The sequence below is a fragment of the Streptomyces sp. NPDC058221 genome (genome assembly GCF_042882365.1).
Classification (GTDB): Bacteria; Actinomycetota; Actinomycetes; order Streptomycetales; family Streptomycetaceae; genus Streptomyces.
This window is the reverse complement of sequence record NZ_JBHVWF010000056.1, coordinates 1-20,441: the sequence shown is the minus strand read 5'-3', so window position 1 is coordinate 20,441 and position 20,441 is coordinate 1. Positions and strand designations below refer to the sequence as shown.

The 20,441-nt window shown below is 71.8% G+C and carries 18 protein-coding genes; 10 read left to right on the top strand and 8 right to left on the bottom strand.

Going from position 1 to position 20,441, the window contains the following annotated elements; genetic code table 11:
• Positions 1–104: 104 nt before the first annotated feature.
• The 3 genes from ppdK (at position 105) to ACFVW8_RS19310 (ending at position 4,973) form a co-directional block, all read left to right on the top strand.
• Positions 105–2,816, top strand: coding sequence for a pyruvate, phosphate dikinase (ppdK, locus tag ACFVW8_RS19320; protein WP_389691487.1), 2,712 nt, complete (start codon positions 105–107; stop codon positions 2,814–2,816).
• Positions 2,817–3,411: 595 nt separating this feature from the next.
• Positions 3,412–4,431, top strand: a complete 1,020-nt coding sequence (locus ACFVW8_RS19315) for an ArsR/SmtB family transcription factor (protein WP_389691539.1) — start codon at positions 3,412–3,414, stop codon at positions 4,429–4,431.
• Positions 4,432–4,562: 131 nt separating this feature from the next.
• The gene (locus ACFVW8_RS19310) at positions 4,563–4,973 is read left to right on the top strand and encodes a VOC family protein (protein WP_389691485.1); all 411 of its coding nucleotides are present in this window, start codon (positions 4,563–4,565) and stop codon (positions 4,971–4,973) included.
• Between the two features lie 33 nt (positions 4,974–5,006).
• Here the strand turns inward: ACFVW8_RS19310 and ACFVW8_RS19305 are convergent, their stop codons facing one another.
• The 3 genes from ACFVW8_RS19305 to nirB all read right to left on the bottom strand — a co-directional run bounded on the left by ACFVW8_RS19305 (position 5,007) and on the right by nirB (position 8,988).
• On the bottom strand, positions 5,007–5,936 hold the full coding sequence (locus tag ACFVW8_RS19305; RefSeq protein ID WP_389691483.1) for an oxidoreductase: 930 nt from the start codon (positions 5,934–5,936) through the stop codon (positions 5,007–5,009).
• A gap of 86 nt (positions 5,937–6,022) precedes the next feature.
• Positions 6,023–6,394: a nitrite reductase small subunit NirD gene (gene nirD, locus ACFVW8_RS19300; protein WP_389691481.1), complete on the bottom strand. Its 372-nt coding sequence runs from the start codon at positions 6,392–6,394 to the stop codon at positions 6,023–6,025.
• On the bottom strand, positions 6,394–8,988 hold the full coding sequence (gene nirB, locus ACFVW8_RS19295) for a nitrite reductase large subunit NirB (protein ID WP_389691537.1): 2,595 nt from the start codon (positions 8,986–8,988) through the stop codon (positions 6,394–6,396). The genes nirD and nirB overlap by 1 nt, the downstream gene beginning before the upstream one ends.
• A gap of 274 nt (positions 8,989–9,262) precedes the next feature.
• On the opposite strand from nirB, the gene ACFVW8_RS19290 reads away from it, so the two are divergent.
• Positions 9,263–10,051 (top strand): sulfite exporter TauE/SafE family protein, encoded by a 789-nt coding sequence (locus tag ACFVW8_RS19290; RefSeq protein ID WP_389691479.1) that lies wholly within the window; start codon positions 9,263–9,265, stop codon positions 10,049–10,051.
• A 52-nt stretch (positions 10,052–10,103) separates the two neighbouring features.
• Here ACFVW8_RS19290 and ACFVW8_RS19285 read toward each other — a convergent pair whose 3' ends face one another.
• The 4 genes from ACFVW8_RS19285 to ACFVW8_RS19270 form a co-directional block, all read right to left on the bottom strand.
• A complete protein-coding gene (locus tag ACFVW8_RS19285; RefSeq protein ID WP_389691477.1) occupies positions 10,104–10,727 on the bottom strand; it encodes a class F sortase in 624 nt (207 codons plus the stop codon).
• Positions 10,728–10,826: 99 nt separating this feature from the next.
• Positions 10,827–11,717, bottom strand: a complete 891-nt coding sequence (locus ACFVW8_RS19280; protein ID WP_389691475.1) for a hypothetical protein — start codon at positions 11,715–11,717, stop codon at positions 10,827–10,829.
• Positions 11,718–12,132: 415 nt separating this feature from the next.
• Positions 12,133–12,597 carry a DUF5990 family protein gene (locus tag ACFVW8_RS19275; protein WP_389691535.1) on the bottom strand — a complete coding sequence of 155 codons (465 nt, stop codon included), beginning with the start codon at positions 12,595–12,597 and terminating at the stop codon, positions 12,133–12,135.
• A gap of 136 nt (positions 12,598–12,733) precedes the next feature.
• Positions 12,734–13,534: an aminotransferase class IV gene (locus ACFVW8_RS19270; RefSeq protein WP_389691473.1), complete on the bottom strand. Its 801-nt coding sequence runs from the start codon at positions 13,532–13,534 to the stop codon at positions 12,734–12,736.
• Positions 13,535–13,622: 88 nt separating this feature from the next.
• On the opposite strand from ACFVW8_RS19270, the gene ACFVW8_RS19265 reads away from it, so the two are divergent.
• Both ACFVW8_RS19265 and cutA read left to right on the top strand, forming a co-directional pair.
• The gene (locus ACFVW8_RS19265; protein WP_389691471.1) at positions 13,623–14,270 is read left to right on the top strand and encodes an NADPH-dependent FMN reductase; all 648 of its coding nucleotides are present in this window, start codon (positions 13,623–13,625) and stop codon (positions 14,268–14,270) included.
• Between the two features lie 67 nt (positions 14,271–14,337).
• Positions 14,338–14,682, top strand: coding sequence for a divalent-cation tolerance protein CutA (cutA, locus tag ACFVW8_RS19260; protein ID WP_389691469.1), 345 nt, complete (start codon positions 14,338–14,340; stop codon positions 14,680–14,682).
• Between the two features lie 24 nt (positions 14,683–14,706).
• Here the strand turns inward: cutA and ACFVW8_RS19255 are convergent, their stop codons facing one another.
• On the bottom strand, positions 14,707–15,438 hold the full coding sequence (locus tag ACFVW8_RS19255; protein ID WP_389691533.1) for a vancomycin high temperature exclusion protein: 732 nt from the start codon (positions 15,436–15,438) through the stop codon (positions 14,707–14,709).
• Positions 15,439–15,571: 133 nt separating this feature from the next.
• Here ACFVW8_RS19255 and ACFVW8_RS19250 point away from each other — a divergent pair, with 133 nt between their 5' ends.
• The 4 genes from ACFVW8_RS19250 (at position 15,572) to ACFVW8_RS19235 (ending at position 20,187) form a co-directional block, all read left to right on the top strand.
• Positions 15,572–16,423 carry a Cof-type HAD-IIB family hydrolase gene (locus ACFVW8_RS19250; RefSeq protein WP_389691531.1) on the top strand — a complete coding sequence of 284 codons (852 nt, stop codon included), beginning with the start codon at positions 15,572–15,574 and terminating at the stop codon, positions 16,421–16,423.
• 55 nt (positions 16,424–16,478) lie between these two features.
• Entirely contained in the window at positions 16,479–17,414 is a 936-nt protein-coding gene (locus ACFVW8_RS19245) for a sirohydrochlorin chelatase (protein WP_389691467.1), read from the top strand.
• A 36-nt stretch (positions 17,415–17,450) separates the two neighbouring features.
• A complete protein-coding gene (locus ACFVW8_RS19240) occupies positions 17,451–18,761 on the top strand; it encodes a deoxyguanosinetriphosphate triphosphohydrolase (protein ID WP_389691465.1) in 1,311 nt (436 codons plus the stop codon).
• Between the two features lie 166 nt (positions 18,762–18,927).
• On the top strand, positions 18,928–20,187 hold the full coding sequence (locus ACFVW8_RS19235; RefSeq protein WP_389691463.1) for an NAD(P)/FAD-dependent oxidoreductase: 1,260 nt from the start codon (positions 18,928–18,930) through the stop codon (positions 20,185–20,187).
• The last annotated feature ends 254 nt before the right edge of the window (positions 20,188–20,441 follow it).

The window sequence follows — 20,441 nt, the reverse complement described above, 5'->3', positions numbered from 1 at the left end:
GGTTGAGGCCGCATGACGGGCAAGTGGACGTACCCAGACACCTTCGATCTGGGTATGTTCCTCGCCGTCAGGGCAGCCACCGCGTCGTCGAGGAGTCGAGACCCGTGTCGGAAAACGAAGACCCTCAGAAGTTCGTCTACGACTTCACCGAGGGCAACAAGGATCTGAAGGATCTGCTCGGCGGGAAGGGTGCCAACCTCGCCGAGATGACCAACCTCGGGCTCCCCGTCCCTCCGGGCTTCACCATCACCACCGAGGCGTGCAAGGTCTACCTCGACAGCGGTGACGAGCCGGCCGCGCTCCGCGACGAGGTGAGTGCGCACCTCGACGCCCTGGAGCAGCGGATGGCCAAGAAGCTCGGCCAGGCCGACGACCCGCTGCTGGTCTCCGTCCGCTCCGGCGCCAAGTTCTCGATGCCCGGGATGATGGACACGGTCCTCAACATCGGCCTCTCCGACGCGTCCGTCGTCGGCCTCGTCGCCCAGTCCGGCGACGAGCGGTTCGCGTGGGACTCCTACCGCCGCCTCATCCAGATGTTCGGCAAGACCGTCCTCGGGGTCGACGGCGACCTCTTCGAGGAGGCGCTGGAGGCCGCGAAGCAGGCCAAGGGCGTCACCGTCGACGTGGATCTCGACGCGGCCGACCTGAAGAAGCTGGTCAAGCAGTTCAAGAAGATCGTCCTGCGGGACGCCGGACGCGACTTCCCGCAGGACCCGCGCGAGCAGATGGACCTGGCCATAAAGGCCGTCTTCGACTCGTGGAACACCGACCGGGCCAAGCTCTACCGCCGCCAGGAGCGCATCCCGGGCGACCTCGGCACCGCGGTGAACATCTGCTCCATGGTCTTCGGCAACCTCGGCCCCGACTCCGGTACGGGCGTCGCGTTCACCCGCGACCCGGCCAGCGGCCACCAGGGTGTCTACGGCGACTACCTGCAGAACGCGCAGGGCGAGGACGTCGTCGCGGGCATCCGCAACACCGTGGCGCTCGCCGACCTGGAGTCCATCGACAAGAAGTCGTACGACGAGCTGATCGCGATCATGGAGACGCTGGAGACCCACTACAAGGATCTCTGCGACATCGAGTTCACCATCGAGCGCGGCCGGCTGTGGATGCTGCAGACCCGGGTCGGCAAGCGCACCGCCGGTGCCGCCTTCCGGATCGCCATCCAGCTCGTCGACCAGGGCCTCATCGACGAGGCGGAGGCGCTCCAGCGGGTCAACGGCGCGCAGCTGGCGCAGCTGATGTTCCCGCGCTTCGACGACGACGCGAAGACCGAGCGGCTGGGGCGTGGCATCGCCGCGTCGCCGGGCGCCGCGGTCGGCAAGGCCGTGTTCGACTCCTACACCGCCATCAAGTGGTCCCGCTCCGGCGAGAAGGTCATCCTCATCCGCCGCGAGACCAACCCGGACGACCTCGACGGCATGATCGCCGCCGAGGGGATCCTGACCTCGCGCGGGGGCAAGACCTCGCACGCCGCCGTCGTCGCCCGGGGCATGGGCAAGACCTGTGTCTGCGGCGCCGAGGAGATCGAGGTCGACACCAAGCGGCGCCGCCTCACGGCGGGCGGGATCGTGGTGGAGGAGGGGGACCTCGTCTCCGTCGACGGTTCGACCGGCAAGGTGTATCTCGGTGAGGTGCCCGTCGTGCCGTCGCCGGTCGTCGAGTACTTCGAGGGCCGGATGCACGCCGGCGCCGACGACGCCGACGAGCTGGTCGCCGCCGTGCACCGGATCATGGCGTACGCGGACCGGGTGCGCCGGCTGCGGGTGCGGGCCAACGCGGACAACGCCGAGGACGCCCTGCGGGCCCGCCGCTTCGGCGCCCAGGGCATCGGGCTGTGCCGCACCGAGCACATGTTCCTCGGTGAGCGCCGCGAGATGGTCGAGAAGTTGATCCTGGCCGACACCGACCAGGAACGCGAGACGGCACTCGATGCGCTGCTGCCGCTCCAGAAAGCCGACTTCATCGAACTGTTCGAGGCGATGGACGGACTGCCCGTCACCGTGCGGCTGCTCGACCCGCCGCTGCACGAGTTCCTGCCCGACATCACCGAACTGTCGGTCCGGGTGGCGCTCGCCGAGTCCCGCAAGGACGCCAACGAGAACGACCTCCGGCTGCTCCAGGCCGTGCACAAGCTGCACGAGCAGAATCCGATGCTCGGCCTGCGCGGGGTCCGGCTCGGTCTGGTCATCCCCGGCCTGTTCGCCATGCAGGTACGGGCGATCGCCGAGGCCGCCGCCGAGCGCAAGAACGCCAAGGGCGACCCGCGCGCCGAGATCATGATCCCGCTCGTCGGCACCGTCCAGGAGCTGGAGATCGTCCGCGAGGAGGCGGACCGGGTCATCGCCGAGGTCCAGGCCGCCACCGGCACGAACCTCAAGCTGAAGATCGGCACGATGATCGAGCTGCCGCGTGCCGCGCTGACCGCCGGTCAGATCGCCGAGGCCGCGGAGTTCTTCTCCTTCGGCACCAACGACCTGACCCAGACGGTGTGGGGCTTCTCTCGCGACGACGTGGAGGCCTCGTTCTTCACCGCGTACCTGGAGAAGGGCATCTTCGGGGTGTCGCCGTTCGAGACGATCGACAAGGACGGCGTCGGTTCGCTGGTACGCAGTGCCGTGGAGGCCGGGCGGGCCACCCGTCCCGATCTGAAGCTCGGCATCTGCGGCGAGCACGGCGGCGACCCGGAGTCGGTGCACTTCTTCCATGAGGTGGGCCTGGACTACGTCTCCTGTTCACCGTTCCGTATTCCGGTGGCCCGTCTCGAAGCGGGCCGGGCGGCCGCGGAGTCGCGCGGCAGCGACAGCCGCTGAGGCACCAGAACCACTGTTTCCGCGGGGGCCGCCGGTCGGGGCGGCCCTCACCGGACCGGCGTCCGGCGCGGAATTTCCCGGAGGCGGCGGCACCCGGGGGTGGGGTGGGTTTGGTGTGTGGGGCGCGGTGGGGGGGGGGGGGGTGTTTTTTGCGGGGGGGGGGGGCCCCCGTGGGGGGGGGGCCCCCCGCCTCGCCATGTCCGCCGGGCCCGTGGGCCTCGCGGGATCCGGTGGGCACAGTGAGCGCTTTCCATCTTTCCGGGCGCTCCATTGCTTCGTTTAATGCGCAAAGAGGTGAGCCGGAACGGACCGGGGCGCGGTCCAGGGATCCCCATCCATGGACCGCGCCCCGTTTACCCCCGCCGGGCGCGGAGCCGCACCATTGCCAACCGCCGCCGAGCGAGCAAAACCCCCCACGGCCTTCACTCGCTCTGCCGGTGGCTCTGGAATCGCAACCCGACGTCGTACAGCCTTTCGGGTGACGCCGGTCGGGGCGAGACGTTTCACCTCTGGCCGAAACCCCGTGGTGACGTGGTGTGACGGCTCGCATACCCTTGGGCGGGGGTAATTGCAGGTGCAAGCGGGTGGGGGTTCGGTGCTGCGTATCCATGTATCCGGATGGGACCTTTCCAAGGTGCGGATGGCCACCGGGCCGGACGCATTGTGGGAGACCATTCTCAGCCTTCACCGGCTGAGGGACCGGCGTGCTTCCACGGTGTTCGGGAAATGGCGCACGGAAACCCGTCCGCGGTTGAATGGTGAAGCACATCTGCTGTCAGCCGTGGTTCCACCGCGCGGCTATTTCCCTGACTTCCTGACGCCTTCTCAGGAAGCTTCGGAGCCCCTGGACTTCGCCGCCGGAATTGAGGCCCTGCGTGACACCCCGCCCGAGCGGCTGCGGGACGAGCTGGCGGTGCTGGGCGCCGGGGGAGCGGTCGCCGGCCGTGCCGCCACGGTCCGGCGGACCGTCCGGCCGCTCCGGCTGGACGCGCTGCGGGAAGGGCGCTCCGAGCCGCTGGGCCGGCTCATCGGGGCACTGCGCGGCTACCACCGCGCCGCGGTCGAACCGTACTGGCCGCACATCCAGGCCGGCGTCGAGGCCGACCGGGCCGTCCGCGGCCGCGCCCTCCTGGACGGCGGCGCGGACGAACTCCTCGCCTCGCTCCCGCCGGTGATCCGCTGGCGGGCCCCGGTCCTGGAGGCGGACTACCCGGTCGACCGCGAACTGCACCTGGACGGCCGGGGGCTGCTCCTCCAGCCCTCGTTCTTCTGCCGCGGCACCCCGGTCGTGCTGCGCGATCCGCTGCTGCCGCCGGTGCTCGTCTATCCGGTCGGCCACGCCGGTGCCCCGGTCTTCGCCGAACCGGGCCCCTGGCTCGGCCGGCTCCTCGGACACACCCGGTCGACGGTCCTGCGGACCATCGGCGACGGCTGCACGACCAGCGAGCTCGCCCGCCGGGCCGGGGTCTCCCTCGCATCCGCCAGCCAGCACGCCTGTGTGCTGCGTGAAGCGGGCCTGGTGCACACCCTGCGCCACGGCAGCTCGGTCCTGCACACACTGACCCCCCTGGGCGGATCGCTGCTGCGGGGCGGTGCGCCGCTCGCCGTGCCGTGAGCGGTGCGGTGCATGCCTGACGTAACTTCCTCGTCCGGCGCCGATGAGTTTCCCGCGGCCCCGGCGTCTACCTCTCGTAACGCGTTCACACCGAGCGCACAGGATCGACGCACCGAGAGAGTGAGACGGCCATGCCTCAGATGATCTTCGTGAACCTGCCGGTCAAGGACCTGGAGACGACCAAGGGCTTCTTCGGGAAGCTGGGCTACTCGTTCAACCCCCAGTTCAGCGACGACCGCACCGCCTGTCTCGTCATCAGCGACACGATCTTCGCCATGCTGCTGGAGGAGCCGCGCTTCAAGGACTTCACCAAGAAGGAGATCGCGGACGCCTCGACGACCACCGAGGTGATCCTCGCGCTCAGCGCCGACAGCCGGGAGAAGGTGGACGAGCTGGTCGACACCGCCCTCGCCTCCGGCGGATCGCCCGCCGGTGAGACGCAGGATCTCGGCTTCATGTACGGCCGGTCCTTCCAGGACCCCGACCACCACAACTGGGAGGTCGTGTGGATGGACCCGTCCGCGGTCGAGGGCCAGGGCTGAGCGCACGGGGCAGGCGGCCGGCCGGCCCAGGTGTCAGGCCGCGAGGTCCGCGAAGGTGACGCCGGTCAGCTGCTCCGACGCCACCCACAGCCGCTCGCTCGCCACATCGTTGAGCGTCCAGCCCGCCCGCCAGGACGGTGCGGGCGCGCCGCGCCAGCCCAGCAGCCTCGGACCGGTGAACGAGTCGGGCCGTACGCCGGGCGCGGTGGCCGCGTACAGGGTGGGCAGGGCGCCCGCCGACGCGGGCTGGGCGATGATCCGGTTGCCGAGCTCGACAACCCGCTCCGCGGTCCTGCGGTTCTCCATCCGGACGCCCGCCGTCTGCAGATTGGTCGACGCGTAGCCGGGGTGCGCGGCGGCGGCCACCAGTGCGTTGCCGACGCCGGCGGTCCGCCGGGCGAGCTCGTGGATGAACAGCAGATTGGCCGTCTTCGAGCGGCCGTAGGCGATCCACCGGCGGTAGTTCCGCTCGCTGTTCAGATCGCCCATGTCGATGTTGGACAGGACGTGCAGACCGCTGGAGACGCTCACCACCCGCGAGCCCGGGGTGGCGAGGAGCTTCGGCAGCAGCAGGCCGGTGAGGGCGAAGTGCCCGAGGTGGTTGACGCCGAACTGGGTCTCGAAGCCGTCGGCGGTCCTCCCGTACGGAAGGGCCATCACCCCGGCGTTGTTGATCAGCAGATCGAGCCGGTCCGGGGTGTACGCGGCGGCGAACTCCCGTACCGACGACAGATCGGCCAGATCCAGCGCCGCGAACTCCACGTCCGCGCCCGGCACCGCGCCGCGGATGCGGGACTCCGCCGCCTTGCCGCGCCGCTCGTCACGGCAGGCGAGCAGCACCCGGGCACCATGCCGTGCCAGCTCCCGGGCGGTGATCAGCCCGATGCCGCTGTTGGCTCCCGTCACCACGGCCGTACGGCCGCTCTGGTCGGGAATGTCACTCGCGTACCGGCCCTGGCTCATGGATCAAGCCTACGACCGGGCGGCCCGGTGGCCGGAAGGGGGCGTTCGCCGGTCCTCTCCGGCCACCGCCGTGCGGGGAACCCCGCTCAGTCCGTACGGACGGCGAAGACCGCGACGGTGACCTCGTCGTCGTCCAGGCAGGCCCCCGTGGCCAGGTCGAAGCGCTGCTTGAGCAGCGGAGAGGCGACGAACGGCTGCCCGCCGTCCGATCCGACCAGGCCGCGCGAGAGGACATAGGCCCCGGTGAACGGGTCGCGGTTGTCGATCGCGTACGTATGTCCCGCACGGTCCATGAACAGCGCGGCCTGCCTGCCGTCCGGGAGCAGCGCCGCGACCCCGCGGCCGGGTGTGAGCTGCGAACGGTCGCAGACGGCCAGCCAGTCGTTCCCGGCTGCGAGCCGGATGACCCGGGTGTCCTGCGCGGTCTCCGTCGTCCCGTTCATCGTCCGGGTCGTCATCAGGAGGCGGTCCCTTCAAGAGTGCGGATGGCGAGAACCGGGCCCGCGAGGATGTCCAGGTCGGGCTTGACCTGGTCGCGTTCCGGGACGAACTTCACCGACGGGTCGGGTGCGTCGGGTGCGTTGACGAAGGTGACGAAGCGGCGCAGCCGCTCCGGGTCGTTGATGGTCTCGGCCCATTCGTCGCGGTAGCCGCGGACGTGGTCGGCCATCAGCCGCTCCAGCTCGTCGCAGAGTCCGAGAGAGTCGTGCACGACGACGTCCCGGACGTGCTCCAGGCCGCCCTCGATGCGGTCCAGCCAGGTGGAGGTGCGCTCAAGACGGTCCGCGGTGCGGATGTAGAACATCAGGAACCGGTCGATGAGGCGCACCAGTTCGGCATCGGACAGGTCCTGGGCGAGCAGGTCCGCGTGGCGCGGGGTGGCGCCGCCGTTGCCGCCCACGTACAGGTTCCAGCCGCCGGCGGTGGCGATGATCCCGAAGTCCTTGCCGCGGGCCTCCGCGCACTCCCGGGCGCAGCCCGAGACGGCCGACTTCAGCTTGTGCGGGGAGCGCAGGCCCCGGTAGCGCAGCTCCAGGTCGATCGCCATCTTCACCGAGTCCTGTACGCCGTAGCGGCACCACGTCTGCCCCACACAGGACTTGACCGTCCGCAGCGACTTCCCGTACGCGTGCCCCGACTCGAAGCCCGCGTCGACCAGCCGGGTCCAGATGAGCGGCAGCTGCTCGACGCGGGCGCCGAACAGGTCGATGCGCTGACCTCCGGTGATCTTGGTGTAGAGCCCGAAGTCCCTTGCCACTTCGCCGATCACGATCAGCCGCTCCGGTGTGATCTCGCCGCCGGGTATGCGCGGCACGATCGAGTACGAGCCGTTGCGCTGGAGGTTGGCCAGGAAGTGGTCGTTGGTGTCCTGGAGGGCCGCCTGCTCGCCGTCCAGTACGTAGCCGCTCGCGCCGACCGTCGGCGCCAGCGAGGCGATCACCGAACCGACCGTCGGCTTGCAGACCTCGCAGCCGTCGCCGCCGCGCGCCGATGCGCGGCCGTGCGAGTCGAGCAGCGCGGCGTACGAGGTGATCTCCAGGGTGCGGACGATCTCGTACAGCTCACTGCGGGTGTACGCGAAACAGCCGCACAGCCCCTTGTCCTGGCTCTGCGGGAGCAGCTGGCCGATGACCTTGACGCAACTGCCGCAGCCGGTACCGGCCTTGGTGCACTTCTTCACCTCGGGCAGCGTGCCGTGCTCGCAGACCGCGCCCTTGGTGACGTTGTGGCAGGAACAGATCACCGCGTCGTCGGGCAGTGCGGACGGGCCGAGGACGGCCGGACCGCCCGTACCGGCGGGCAGCACCAGCTGCTCGGGGGCGACCGGCAGGACGGTGCCCGTCATCGGCCGCAGCGTGCCGTACTGGTCGGCGTCCCCGATGAGCACCCCGCCCAGCAGCGTGCCGTCCTGCCCGATCACCAGCTTCTTGTAGACGCCGGAGCGGGAGTCCGCGTACACCACGTCGAGGCAGCCCTCCGAGGCGCCGTGCGCGTCGCCGAACGAGGCCACGTCCACCCCGAGCAGCTTCAGCTTCGTCGACATGTCGGCACCGGTGAACGAGGCCTCCTCGCCGGCGATCACCCCGGCGGCGGTCTGCGCCATCTCGTAGCCGGGCGCCACCAGCCCGTACACCCGGCCATCCGTGGCCAGCGCGCACTCGCCGATCGCGAAGACCGCCGGATCGGAGGTGCGGCACGCCTCGTCCACGACGATGCCGCCGCGCTGCCCGACCGCGAGACCGCAGTCCCGGGCCAGCTGGTCGCGGGGCCGCACCCCGGCCGAGAAGACCACCAGATCCGTGGCGAGCGAGGAGCCGTCGGAGAGCGACATCCCGTTCACCGAGCCGTCGGCGCCCGCGGTCACCTCCTGGGTGCCGACGCCCGTGTGGACGGTCAGGCCCATGTTCTCGATGGTGCGGAGCAGCGCCGCGCCGCCGCCCTCGTCGATCTGTACGGGCATCAGCCGGGGCGCGAACTCCACCACGTGCGTGTCGAGTCCGAGCCCCTTCAGAGCGCCCGCCGCCTCCAGGCCGAGCAGCCCGCCACCGACGACCGCACCGGTCCGCGCCGTTTTCGCGTACGCCTCGATCGCGAGCAGGTCCTCGATCGTGCGGTAGACGAAGCAGCCCTCGGTGTCCTTGCCGGGGACCGGCGGGACGAACGGGTAGGAGCCGGTGGCCAGCACCAGCGTGTCGTAGCCGAAGGTCTCGCCGGAGCGGGCCGTGACCGTGCGCGCCTCGCGGTCCAGGGACTCGGCCGGGTCGCCGAGGCGCAGCTCGAAGCCGTGCCGCCCCATGAATCCGGGCTCGACCAGCGACAGGTCGTCCGGGGTGCGTCCGGAGAAGTACGAGGTCAGCTGGACCCGGTCGTAGGCGGCGCGCGGCTCCTCGCAGAGCACGACGACCCTGGCGGTGCCGGCCGCGCCGGTCAGGCCGCGGTCGGCGAGCGCCTCCAGGAACCGCTGGCCGACCATCCCGTGCCCGACGACCACGATGGTCGGCACAGCCGGGGCGCTGGAGGTGGGGGCGGTCGGGGAAGGGGACACCGGCATCTCAGAAGCCTCCGTGGTCGGTGAGCAGGTGGAGCGGGGAGCCTCGGCCCGTGTGCTCATGGAGGAAGCGTGTCCGGCGGGTGTTACCCGTCCGGATCCCCGCTGTTTCCCGGGAGGAACCTTGCGCTCAGCGCCGGTGAGGGCGGTCTGTGAGGCGGCGGAGGCGGCCGCCGGGGCCGGGGGAGTCCCGGAAAGCTCTGGGTTCGCTCAACTTTTCCGCCCCCGCGGCGGCACGGTTGGACGCGACACGTGCCGTTTCCTTAGGGTCGCGATCATGCCTGACATAACCGTGACCACCCTCGTCGTGCTGTGCCTCGCCGCGGGCGCGGCCGGCTGGATCGACGCGGTGGTCGGCGGCGGCGGACTGCTCCTGCTGCCCGCGCTGCTGCTGGGGCTGCCGCACGTCCCGGCGGCGCATGTCCTCGGTACCAACAAGGCGGTCGCCATCGTCGGTACGTCCGGCGCCGCCGTCGCCTACGCGCGCAAGGCGCCGGTGAAGGTCGGGACGGCGCTGCGGATCGGGCTGGCGGCCCTGGCCGGATCGATGACCGGCGCCTTCTTCGCCGCCGGGATCAGCAGCGAGGTGCTGCGCCCGGTGATCATGGTGGTGCTGCTGGCGGTCGCGGCGTTCGTGATGCTGCGGCCGCGGTTCGGCAGGGCGCCCGAGGACGGCACGCCGCCGCAGGTCACCCGGGCCCGTACCGTCACCGCGATCGTCCTGGTGGGGGGCGGCATCGGCCTGTACGACGGGCTGTTCGGTCCGGGTACCGGCACCTTCCTGGTGCTGGCGCTGACCGCGGTGCTCCACCTGGACCTGGTGACGGCCTCCGCCACCGCGAAGATCGTGAACGTCTGCACCAATGCCGGCGCGCTCGCGATGTTCGCCTACCAGGGCAACGTGATGTGGCAGCTGGCCGGCCTGATGGCGGTGTTCAACCTGGCGGGCGGCCTGGTCGGGGCGCGGATGGCGCTGAGCAGGGGCAGCGAGTTCGTCCGCGGGGTGCTGCTGGTCGTGGTGTTCTCGCTGGTCGCGAAGCTCGCCTTCGACCAGTGGAACGCCTGAGCACCTCGGGTCTGTCGTCAAGGTTCTGCCCGGCCCTCGGCCCCGCCCGACGTCAGCGCACCGAGGCGAGGTGGGCGTACGCCACCACGTTGCCCTCGTAGCCGGTCGACTCGGAGAAGCCGCCGCCGCAGGTGATCAGCCGCAGCGAGGCGTGTTCCGATGACCCGTACACCCGCTGGTCGGGGAAGTCCTTGCTGTCGTACACCTCGATGGCGTCGAGCGAGAAGACGGCGGTGCGGCCGTCCTGCCGGTCCACCTCGACGCTGCTGCCCTTCTTGAGCGTGCCCAGGTCGTAGAAGACGGACGGGCCCTGGGCGTTGTCGACATGGCCGGCGACGATCGCGGTGCCCCTGGCGCCCGGCGGCGTGCCGTCCTTGTACCAGCCGACGATGTCGGTGTTACCGGGCGGCGGCACATCGAGGCTGCCGTCCGGCCCGAGCCCGAGCCGCATCATCGGGGCGTCCACCCGGATGCTCGGGATCCGGATGCGGACGGGGGCCGAGGGGCGCAGCGGTTCGGCGACCGGTGACCCCGGCAGCAGTTCCGGTCCGGCGGTGAAGGCCTCGGCGGAGGCCGGTCGTGGCGGGGTCAGCCGGGCGTCGGAGCCGTTCCGGATCAGCCAGACACCGGCCAGTGCCGCGACGACGAGCAGCCAGCCCTTGGCCTTCTGGGACACGGTCGTCCTCCGGGTGACGAAAGGTGGATACGGTCCCGTCCCGGTGGCACTGGGCCACCGGGACGGAAACCAGGCGGGACGGAGAGGTGGAAGTCTCCGTCAGCTGTCGTCCTGCGTGCCGCTCGCCCGGCGACGCAGGAGCCAGGCTCCGCCGACGGCGGTCGCGGCGAGAACGCCGGCTCCCGCCGCGATCTGGGTGGTGTCCGGCCCGACGCTGCCGCCGACACCGGTTTTGACGTGCCCCGTGGGGGCGGTGGGTACGGCCGACGAGCGGCGGCCGGAAGGGGTCTCGTAGCCGCCCGACGAGCTGTCCTGCGCGGAGGAGCTGTCGTGCGTGGCGGAGCTCTCGTGCTCCGACGGGCTCGGACGCTCGCTGGAGGTGCCGCGGCCCGGCTCCGCCGGGGAGTCCGGCACCAGGGAGGAGCCGGTGGCCTCGGCCTCGTCGAGACCCGTGGAGTCGTAGTCGGACGAGCCGTACGGGTCCGCGGGGGAGTCCTCCTCCGAGTCACTCGGAAGCGTGTCCGTCCCGGCGTCATCGTCCCTGCCCGCGGTGCCGGCCGGATCCGTACTGTCCTTGCCTGCGGCGCCGGCGGGGTCGGTGCTGTCCTTGCCCGCGGTGCCGGCGGCCTTCACCTCGATCTCGCCGGTGGCCTCCTTGCCGTTCTCACAGGCCACATCGATGTTGTACGGGCCCGGCTCGACGTTGCCCGGCACCCGGAAGGAACCGGCCAGGACCTCCTTGAGGGTGGCCGGTGCGAGCGCGAAGCGGGAGGCGTCCAGGGAGCTCGCGTCGCCGGTCGCTGCGGTGTCGCCCCCGCAGGCGCTGGTGTTCACCATGACGGTGGCCCCCGGGGCCGCGCTCGCCGGGGAGATCTCCAGCGAGCCCGGTTCGTCCCCGTACGCCGACGGGGCGGCGGCAGAGAGTCCGAGCGCTGCGGCGGCGAGGGCCGCGGCGGCGGTGCCGGTCACGAGGCGGACAGGACTGCGCATGGGGGGTTCCTCCGAGCAGGGGCGCTGGCGGGTGTGTCCTGGCTCCGAGCTAACGGCGGGGCGGCCGCCCACGCCTGCTGACACCGAGTCAGCTGTCACCCGATCGGACCGGCGCCGCCTCCTTGCGCCTCGGTATACGTGCAGGTCGGAGCGGTGATGATGGGAGGGGTGCGGCCCTCTTGGGTGCTCGGTGCCGATCGGGTGATGGCCCCTGAGGGTAATGTGGCGTACATCACATGCATGACCTTGTGGTCGGGGGGCACACGCATCACACCCCCCACGGGACGGCGACGCTCTGCCGCCCCCGGCCGCCGCCCTCACCGGACCCGCCCCCCCTGGGCCCGGTGGGGGTGGCTCCATGTGTGAGGGCTTTACGCGCCCCCGCCGCAGGCGTCCGGCGTCCGTCCGGTGGCGTTCACGCGGGAGTGGCGGCGGACCATTCGGCGAGCGGCGGCCGGACACGGCCGCAGAGCGGCCTGCCCCGGTCGTCGGAGAGCGGCAGCCGTGCGGTGAGGTGCCCGGAGCGGGCGGCCGTTTCGAGGACCTCCGCCCCGACGTCGGCGAACATCAGCTTGGCCCGCCGGAACATGGAGAAGAGTCCGTTCCCGTCGTCGACCGTGCCCCACGACAGGTAGACGAAGCGTCCGCCGAGCCGGTTCTGTACGTACGGCCCGCTGATCTCGACCCCGTCCGCGGTGGCGGCGGCCGTGCAGTCCAGGGTCCAGGAGGCGGACGGGGCGTCGCCCGGAATCAGCCCGAACAGTTCGCCGGGCCGGTCCTTGCGCTGCACGCCCACGTGGATGTTCTCGTAGCCGGCGAAGTCGCCGTCCGGACCGCACGAACGGCCGGGGAGACGCGAGCCCTCGATGTGGATCTGCATGCGCGACTGCGGGCCTTCGGCGGGGATCTGCATGCACCCATGGTCCCCCCTCGCTGCCCGGGGCCCCGACCGGACCCGGCCGTGCCGCCGCCCTGCCGCACGCCGGGCCCCGGTCCGGTCGGCGCCCCGGCGTCTCTCAGACGGTGTCCAGGGGCGCCCTCCCGTAGGCCTCCTCCAGCCGCTTCATCAGCTCTTCGTCCACCGTGAACGCGGTGTCGTCGATCCGCCGGACCGGCGCCATGCCCTGGGAGTTGGTGACGAACGCCGACCGGTAGGCCCCCAGCCCGTCCAGCGTCACCGCACGCTGCTCCGAGCGGACTCCCGTGCCGGGAAGCTCCTGCTCCAGCAGTGCCATGGTGGTGCCGAGCAGTGCGGGTGCCTGCGGCCAGACGACCGAATCGCCGTCCCAGAAACCGATGTTGTTGAACGAGCCCTCGGTCACCGAGCCGTCCGCCAGCGTCAGTACCGCGTCGTCGAAGCCCGCGCGGGTGGCGAGGTTCGCGTAGTACGTCTGGCCGAAGTCACCGGGGCGCTTGAGGTGCGGCGCGGCACGGGCGTACGGGACGGACATCATGCTCTTCGGTTCGGTGGACATCGTCGCCGGCCCGCGCACCGTGACCATGACGGTCGTCGCGGTGGCGCCCGGCGGCAGGAATCCCTGCACCCGCACCGAGGCGTCCAAGGCCCCCGCGCCGGCCAGCGCGTGCCGGATCAGCTCACGCACCCGTTCGCCGTCCAGGGGGAGTTCGAAGAGTGCCCGGTTCGCGGTGTCCAGCCGGTCCAGGTGCAGCCCGAGTCCGCGCACCCGGCCCTTCCTGACCTGCATGGCGGTGAAATGACCGTAGTTGAAGAAGGCGGCCGTCCGCAGATCGTCCTCGGTGGCCGGGTGCCCGTCGAACTCGGCGTACGGGAACGGCGCGGCTGCTGGAGTCGTCATGCGTTCCACCGTATGGGGACACGCTCGGCGTAAGGGCCGGTTGTGCCGCGCTTGACCTCAACCATGGTTGAGGCGTGAGTCTCTTCGTATGGACCTCACCACAGCTGAGAACACCGCCGAAACCACACCCGCATCCACGGCCGCCGCTGCCTCCTCCGACGCCCCGCTGAAGGTCGCGGTCATCCTCGCCAGCAACCGCGAGGGCCGCTTCGCCCCCGTCGTCGCCGACTGGTTCCGCTCCCGCACCGACGCCCACCCCGGTATCGAGACGGATCTCGTCGACGTCGCCGGACTCGACCTGCCGACCGCGCTCTCCTACCGTCCCGGATCCGATGACCGGGTCCTGCTGGCCGAGGTCTCGGCCCGGCTGGCGGCCGCCGACGCCTTCGTCGTCATCACGCCCGAGTACAACCACTCCTACCCGGCCCCGCTCAAGAACCTGATCGACTGGCACCGCGCCGAATGGCAGGCCAAACCCGTCGCGTTCGTCTCCTACGGCGGAGTCTCCGGCGGCCTGCGCGCGGTCGAGCACCTGCGGCAGGTCTTCGCCGAACTGCACACCGTCTCGATCCGCGACACCGTCTCCTTCCACAACGCCGGCGCCCTGTTCGACGACGAGGGCAGGCACCGGGACCCGGCCGGTCCCGACGCCGCCGCGAAGACCCTGCTCGACCAGCTCGTGTGGTGGGGCCGGGCGCTGCGGGACGCGAAGGAGGTGCGGCCGTACGGCGACTGACCGGGCGGCAGCGGTCCCGGCCCCCGACAATCGGGGGAGGACCGCCGCCGAATCCGAGGAGACCGAAGTGACGTCGCCCGCATGGCTGACCGTACTGACCACGACGGACAGCGAGGAGAAGGCCCGGCTGCTGGCGCAGGGCGTGGTGGAGGCGCGCCTCGCCGCCTGCGTACAGATCTCCGCGCCCGTCCTCTCCGTCTACCGGTGGCAGAACGCCATCGAGACCACCGAGGAATGGCAGTTGCTCCTCAAGACGACGGCCGAGCGGTACGACGAACTGGAGGCCCACCTCCAGGAGGCGCACGACTACGACACCCCGGAGATCATCGCGATTCCGGTGGTACGGGGCAGCGCCGGTTACCTGGGCTGGGTGTCGGCGGAGACCGCGCCGGTCACCTCGGGAGGGAGCTGACGGCCCCGGCTCCGCGGCGGGGGCTCACCGGGTATCCGCCGCGAGAGCCACGTCCACCCCCCGCTCCCGGGGGCCCAGGAAGTGCGGATCGGGCTTGAACAGCGCCTCCAGAGCGGCCTTCCCCGCCGCGAACATCTCCCGCGTCCCGCCGTAGTACCAGGTCGCGTCGTGCGCGGCGTCGACCCCGACGCCGTACGCGTCGATCCCCGCAGCCCGGCACAGCGCGATGGCCCGCCGGACATGGAAGCCCTGGGTCACCAGCACGGCCCGCTCCACCCCGAAGATCTTCCTGGCCCGGACGCACGAGTCCCAGGTGTCGAAACCCGCGAAGTCGCTGACGATCCTGCTGTCCGGCACCCCGTGCGCGACCAGGAACGAGCGCATCGCGTCCGGTTCGTCGTACTCCACCCGGCTGTTGTCCCCGGTCACCAGCACGACCTTCACCTTCTTGTCCCGGTACAGCCCGGCCGCGGCCCGGAGCCGGTTCGCGAGATACGGGGACGGCTTCCCGTCCCACAGCCCCGCCCCGAACACCACGGCGACCTCCTGCGCGGGTGCGTCCGCCGCCGTCCGCACCCGGGCGTCGGCGGCCGTGTACATCCAGGTGGCGGGTGCCAGGCCCAGTACGCAGGCGATCATCACGCCCTGCACGGCCCGCCGCCGCCCCCGCGTGGTCCGCGGCAGCCGGGGGCGCAGCCGGGCCGCTGTCCTCCTCAGCCGTCCCCGGTCGCCCGCCTCTGCTCCCCGTCGCCTCAACCGCACGGGAACACCCCCGTTCCTGTCCGTCCTGTGCCGTGTCGCACTGTCCCCCTATGACTTGACGGCGGGACGGCCCAAAGGGTTCTCCCCGCACGGGCGTCGGTAGCATCGGCCGATGTCGCTCCCAAGGCTGATCGCCTCCGATCTCGACGGCACCCTGCTGCGCAACGACGGCACCCTCTCGCCCCGTACGCTGCGCGCCCTGCGCGCGGCCGAGGGTGCGGGCGCGGAGATCGTCATCGTCACCGCCCGCCCGCCCCGGTTCGTCGACCGGCTCGCGGAGGCCACCGGCCTCGCGGGCACGGCGGTGTGCAGCAACGGCGCGCTCGTGTACGACATCGCGACCCGCACCGTCGTCTCCTCCCGCGTCCTGTCCCTGAGCACCGCCCGGCGGGTGGCCACCGCGCTGGCCGCCGCGGTGCCCGGGATCGGCTTCGCCCTGGAGACCGGCAACCAGGTCCTCTACGAACCGGCCTACCGGCTGCGCCTCTCCGAGGACATCGGCGCCGAACGGCCCGTCCCCTCCCTCGCCGACCTGTGGCTCACCGAGGCGCCCGTCACCAAGCTGCTCGCCTGGTCGGAGCGGATCGATGCGGACGCCCTGCTGGCCGCGGCCAGGCCGGGTGTGGGCAGCGAGGTGCAGCTCACCCACTCCGGCGGGCGCGGCCTGCTGGAGATCAGCGCGAGGGGCGTCACCAAGGCCGGCACACTGTCGGCGCTGTGCGCGGGGCGGGGCATCGACGCCTCCGAGGTCATCGCGTTCGGTGACATGCCCAACGACCTCAGCGTCCTCGACTGGGCAGGCACCGGCTACGCGATGGCCAACGCCCACCCGGCCGTGCTGGCCGCCGTACCGGTGCACACCGTCAGCAACGAGGAGGACGGCGTCGCCCTGGTCGTCGAGCGGCTGTTCGGCGACGCGGACCGGGCCGCGGCTCCGTCTTCCGACAGTGCCCCCGGCCGTGCGGTGAGCCCGCGGTAAACATCCGTGACCGGTACGCAACGACGCGGCAACCTGCGCCCGGCACCATCGGTCCATGACGGAGCCGGCACCGGAACACTCCCAGGAGTCCCTGCCCCTCGACAGCACGGCGCAACTGCTGACCCGCATCACCGCACAGCTCGGCACCCAGCTCAGCCTCGTCTCCCTGAACGGAACCCGACAGCCCATGCACCGCACCCGGCACCAGCCCGCCCAGGGCCATGTGAGCGCCCTGGCCGCCCCCGCCCTGGTCGCCGTCGCGCACGGCAGCCGCGACCCGCAGGCGCTGCGCACGGTGACCGAGCTCCTCGGCCAGGTGCGGGAGCTGCGGCCGGGGCTCGACGTCCGGCTCGGGCACATCGAGCTCAACGAACCCCTCCTGCCGGCGGCCCTGGACGCGCTGGGCAACGGCGAGGCGGTCCTGGTCCCGCTGCTGCTGGGCCGCGGCTACCACGTCAAGCAGGACATCCCGGAGGCCGTCGCGGGCGCGCCCGCCCTGCGCACCCGCACCGCCGGCCCCCTCGGACCGCACCCGCTGCTGGCCGAGGCGCTGCACGGGCGGCTCGCCGAGGCCGGCTGGCAGGCCGCGGACGACGGGAACCGCAACAGCGCCGTGGTGCTGGCCGCCGCCGGGTCCCGCGACCCCGAATCGGCGGCCGACACCCGTCGCACCGCGCGTCTGCTCAGCGAACGGCTCGGCGGGGTGCCCGTCGTGCCCGCCTACGCCTCCGCCACGACGCCCACCGTCCCGGCCGCCCTGCGCGCACTGGCCGCCCGCGGCCGCCGACGGGTGGCCGTCGCCTCGTACTTCACCGCCCCCGGACGCTTCGCCTCGGCCGCGGCCGAGGCGGCACCGTGGATCGCGTCCGCCCCGCTCGGCGCACACCCGGCGATGGCCCGGCTGCTGCTGCACCGCTACGACCAGGCACGGGCGACCGGCGTCCCGGCGCACGAAACTCTGATGAACACACATTTCCTGGCGTCCGCCTGAGCCCTCATGTCAGCCCGGCCGTTTAATGTCGACCTCATGGAAGGCACGCAGGGCAGCCAGGAACCGGACACGACACCCTATGGCGCCGCCGACGCCGAGCGCTGGGACCCCGAGCCGGACAAACGGCCGGGCCGCACCGCCTTCCAGCGGGACCGCGCCCGGGTGCTCCACTCCGCCGCGCTGCGCCGGCTCGCCGGGAAGACCCAGGTCGTCACCCCCGGCACCCGCAGCTACGCCTGGGACGCCAGCCCCCGCACCCGGCTCACCCACTCACTGGAATGCGCCCAGGTCGGCCGGGAACTCGGCGCCGCGCTCGGCTGCGACCCCGACCTGGTCGAGACGGCCTGCCTCTCCCACGACATGGGCCACCCGCCCTTCGGGCACAACGGCGAGCAGGCGCTCAACGACTTCGCATCCGACTGCGGCGGATTCGAGGGGAACGCCCAGTCGCTGCGCCTGCTGACCCGGCTCGAACCGAAACGGTTCGTGCCCGACACCCGTACCGGTGAGCCGGCCAGCGTCGGACTCAACCTGACCCGCGCCGTCCTCGACGCCGCCACCAAGTACCCGTGGCTCCGGGGCGCGAACCCCACCGACCCCGGCTCACCGAAGTTCGGGGTGTATGAGGACGACCTGCCGGTGTTCGACTGGTTCCGCAAGGACGCCCCGCAGGACCGCACGTGCTTCGAGGCCCAGGTGATGGACTGGTCCGACGACGTGGCGTACTCGGTCCACGACTTCGAGGACGGGCTGCACGCCGGGCACATCGACCCCAACTGCCTCGACGCCGAGCCGGAGCGGCAGGAGATCTGGTCGGTCGCCATCGGACGCTACGTCCCCGCGGAGACCGACCCGCAGGAGCTGTCCGACGCACTGGACCGGCTCATCGGCCAGGACTGGTGGCCGCACGGCTACGACGGCTCGGCCGTCGCCCAGGCCCGGCTGAAGGACGCCACGAGCCAGCTGATCGGCCGGTTCTGCCTCGCCGCCGAGAGCGGCACCCGCAAGGCGTACGGCACCGGCCGCCTCGGCAGATACGGCGCCGAGCTCGTCGTGCCCCGCGAGGCGCGCAACGAGTGCGCGGTGCTCAAGGCGGTCGCCGACCGCTACGTCATGCAGCGCGCCGAGCAGGAGGTGATCCGCGCCGACCAGCGGATCGTCATCGCCGAACTGGCCGCGGCGCTGACCGCCCGCGCGCCGGAGGGGCTGGAGCCGCAGCTGCGGGCGCTGTACGAGGCCGCCCCCGACGACCGGTCCCGCAAGCGCGTCCTGGTCGACCAGATCGCCGCCCTGACCGACGCGTCGGCCCGCACCCTGCACCACTCGCTCACCGAACGTGGCCGATGACCCGGCACCGTCCCTGCCACCCTTTTCCCCGTGGTGCGGCACCGGTTCCCCGACCGGCCCATGACCACTGGGCGTGACCTGATCGGGTCACACCCCCTTTCGCCATCACGCTGCGTGCGGGACGCTCGCAGTTGGCGCCGCGCAGCAAGCACCGAGGAGGCATCAAGTGGTCGACGCACATCGGACGTTCGTCATTGTCGGCGGAGGACTGGCCGGAGCGAAGGCAGCGGAGACGCTCCGCGCGGAGGGTTTCAGCGGCCGGGTCATCCTGATCGGCGATGAGCGCGACCATCCGTACGAACGGCCACCGCTCTCCAAGGGGTACCTGGCCGGCAAGGAGGACCGCGACAGCGTCTTCGTCCACGAGACGGCCTGGTACGCGGGGGCCGACATCGAGCTCCACCTCGGCCAGCCGGTCACCGTGCTGAACCGCGAGGCCCGTTCCGTGGAGCTCGGTGACGGCACCGTCATCCACTACGACAAGCTGCTGCTGGCCACCGGCGCCGAGCCGCGCCGCCTCGACATCCCCGGCACCGACCTGGCCGGTGTCCACCATCTGCGCCGCCTGGCCCACTCCGACCGGCTGCGCAACGTCCTGTCCGCACTCGGCCGCGACAACGGCCATCTGGTGATCGCCGGAGCCGGCTGGATCGGCCTGGAGGTCGCGGCGGCCGCCCGCGGCTACGGCGCCGAGGTCACCGTCGTCGAACCGGAGGCGACCCCGCTGCACCGGGTCATCGGCCCCGAGCTCGGCCAGATCTTCACCGATCTGCACAGCGACCACGGCGTCCGCTTCCACTTCGGCGGCAGGCTCACCGAGATCGTCGGCCAGGACGGCATGGTGCTCGCGGTCCGCACCGACGACGGCGAGGAGCACCCCGCCCACGACGTCCTGGCCGCGATCGGAGCCGCCCCGCGCTCCGCACTCGCCGAGGCCGCAGGACTCGACATCGTTCCCCGCGCGCAGGGCGGCGGCATCGCCGTCGACGCCTCCCTGCGCACCAGCGACCCGCACATCTACGCCGCCGGTGACGTGGCGGGCGTGGCCCATCCGCTGCTCGGCACCCGGCTGCGGGTGGAGCACTGGGCCAACGCGCTGAACGGCGGCCCGGCGGCGGCCCGCGCCATGCTCGGCCAGGACGTCTCCTACGACCGGGTGCCGTACTTCTTCTCCGACCAGTACGACCTCGGCCTGGAGTACTCGGGCTGGGCGCCGCCCGGCAGCTACGACCAGGTGGTGATCCGCGGGGACGCGGGCAAGCGCGAATTCATCGCCTTCTGGCTGAAGGACGGCAAGGTGCTCGCCGGGATGAACGTGAACGTGTGGGACGTCACCGACACCGTGCAGGAGCTGATCAAGGCGGGCCAGCCGGTCGACCCGGACGCCCTGGCCGACCCGTCGGTACCGCTGGAGTCACTGATCTGAGCGGTGCGGGGTGCTTTGGTTCGGGGTTCCGTCCTCAATCGCCGGACGGGCTTGGGTGCGGGTCCCCCGCGGGGGTGCGTCTGTCCGGTGGGTGGGGGTCCGGGGTCCCTCCGGGGCGTCTCCTCAAACGACGAACGTGCGGCGGGTACGTGAGGGGGGCCGGGTATCTGTTCGTCGTCCTGCGGGGACTCCCCTGCACGCCCCCGGACCCGGCCGCCGTGCGTCTGCGACCGTCGTGGGGCCGGTGTGCAGGC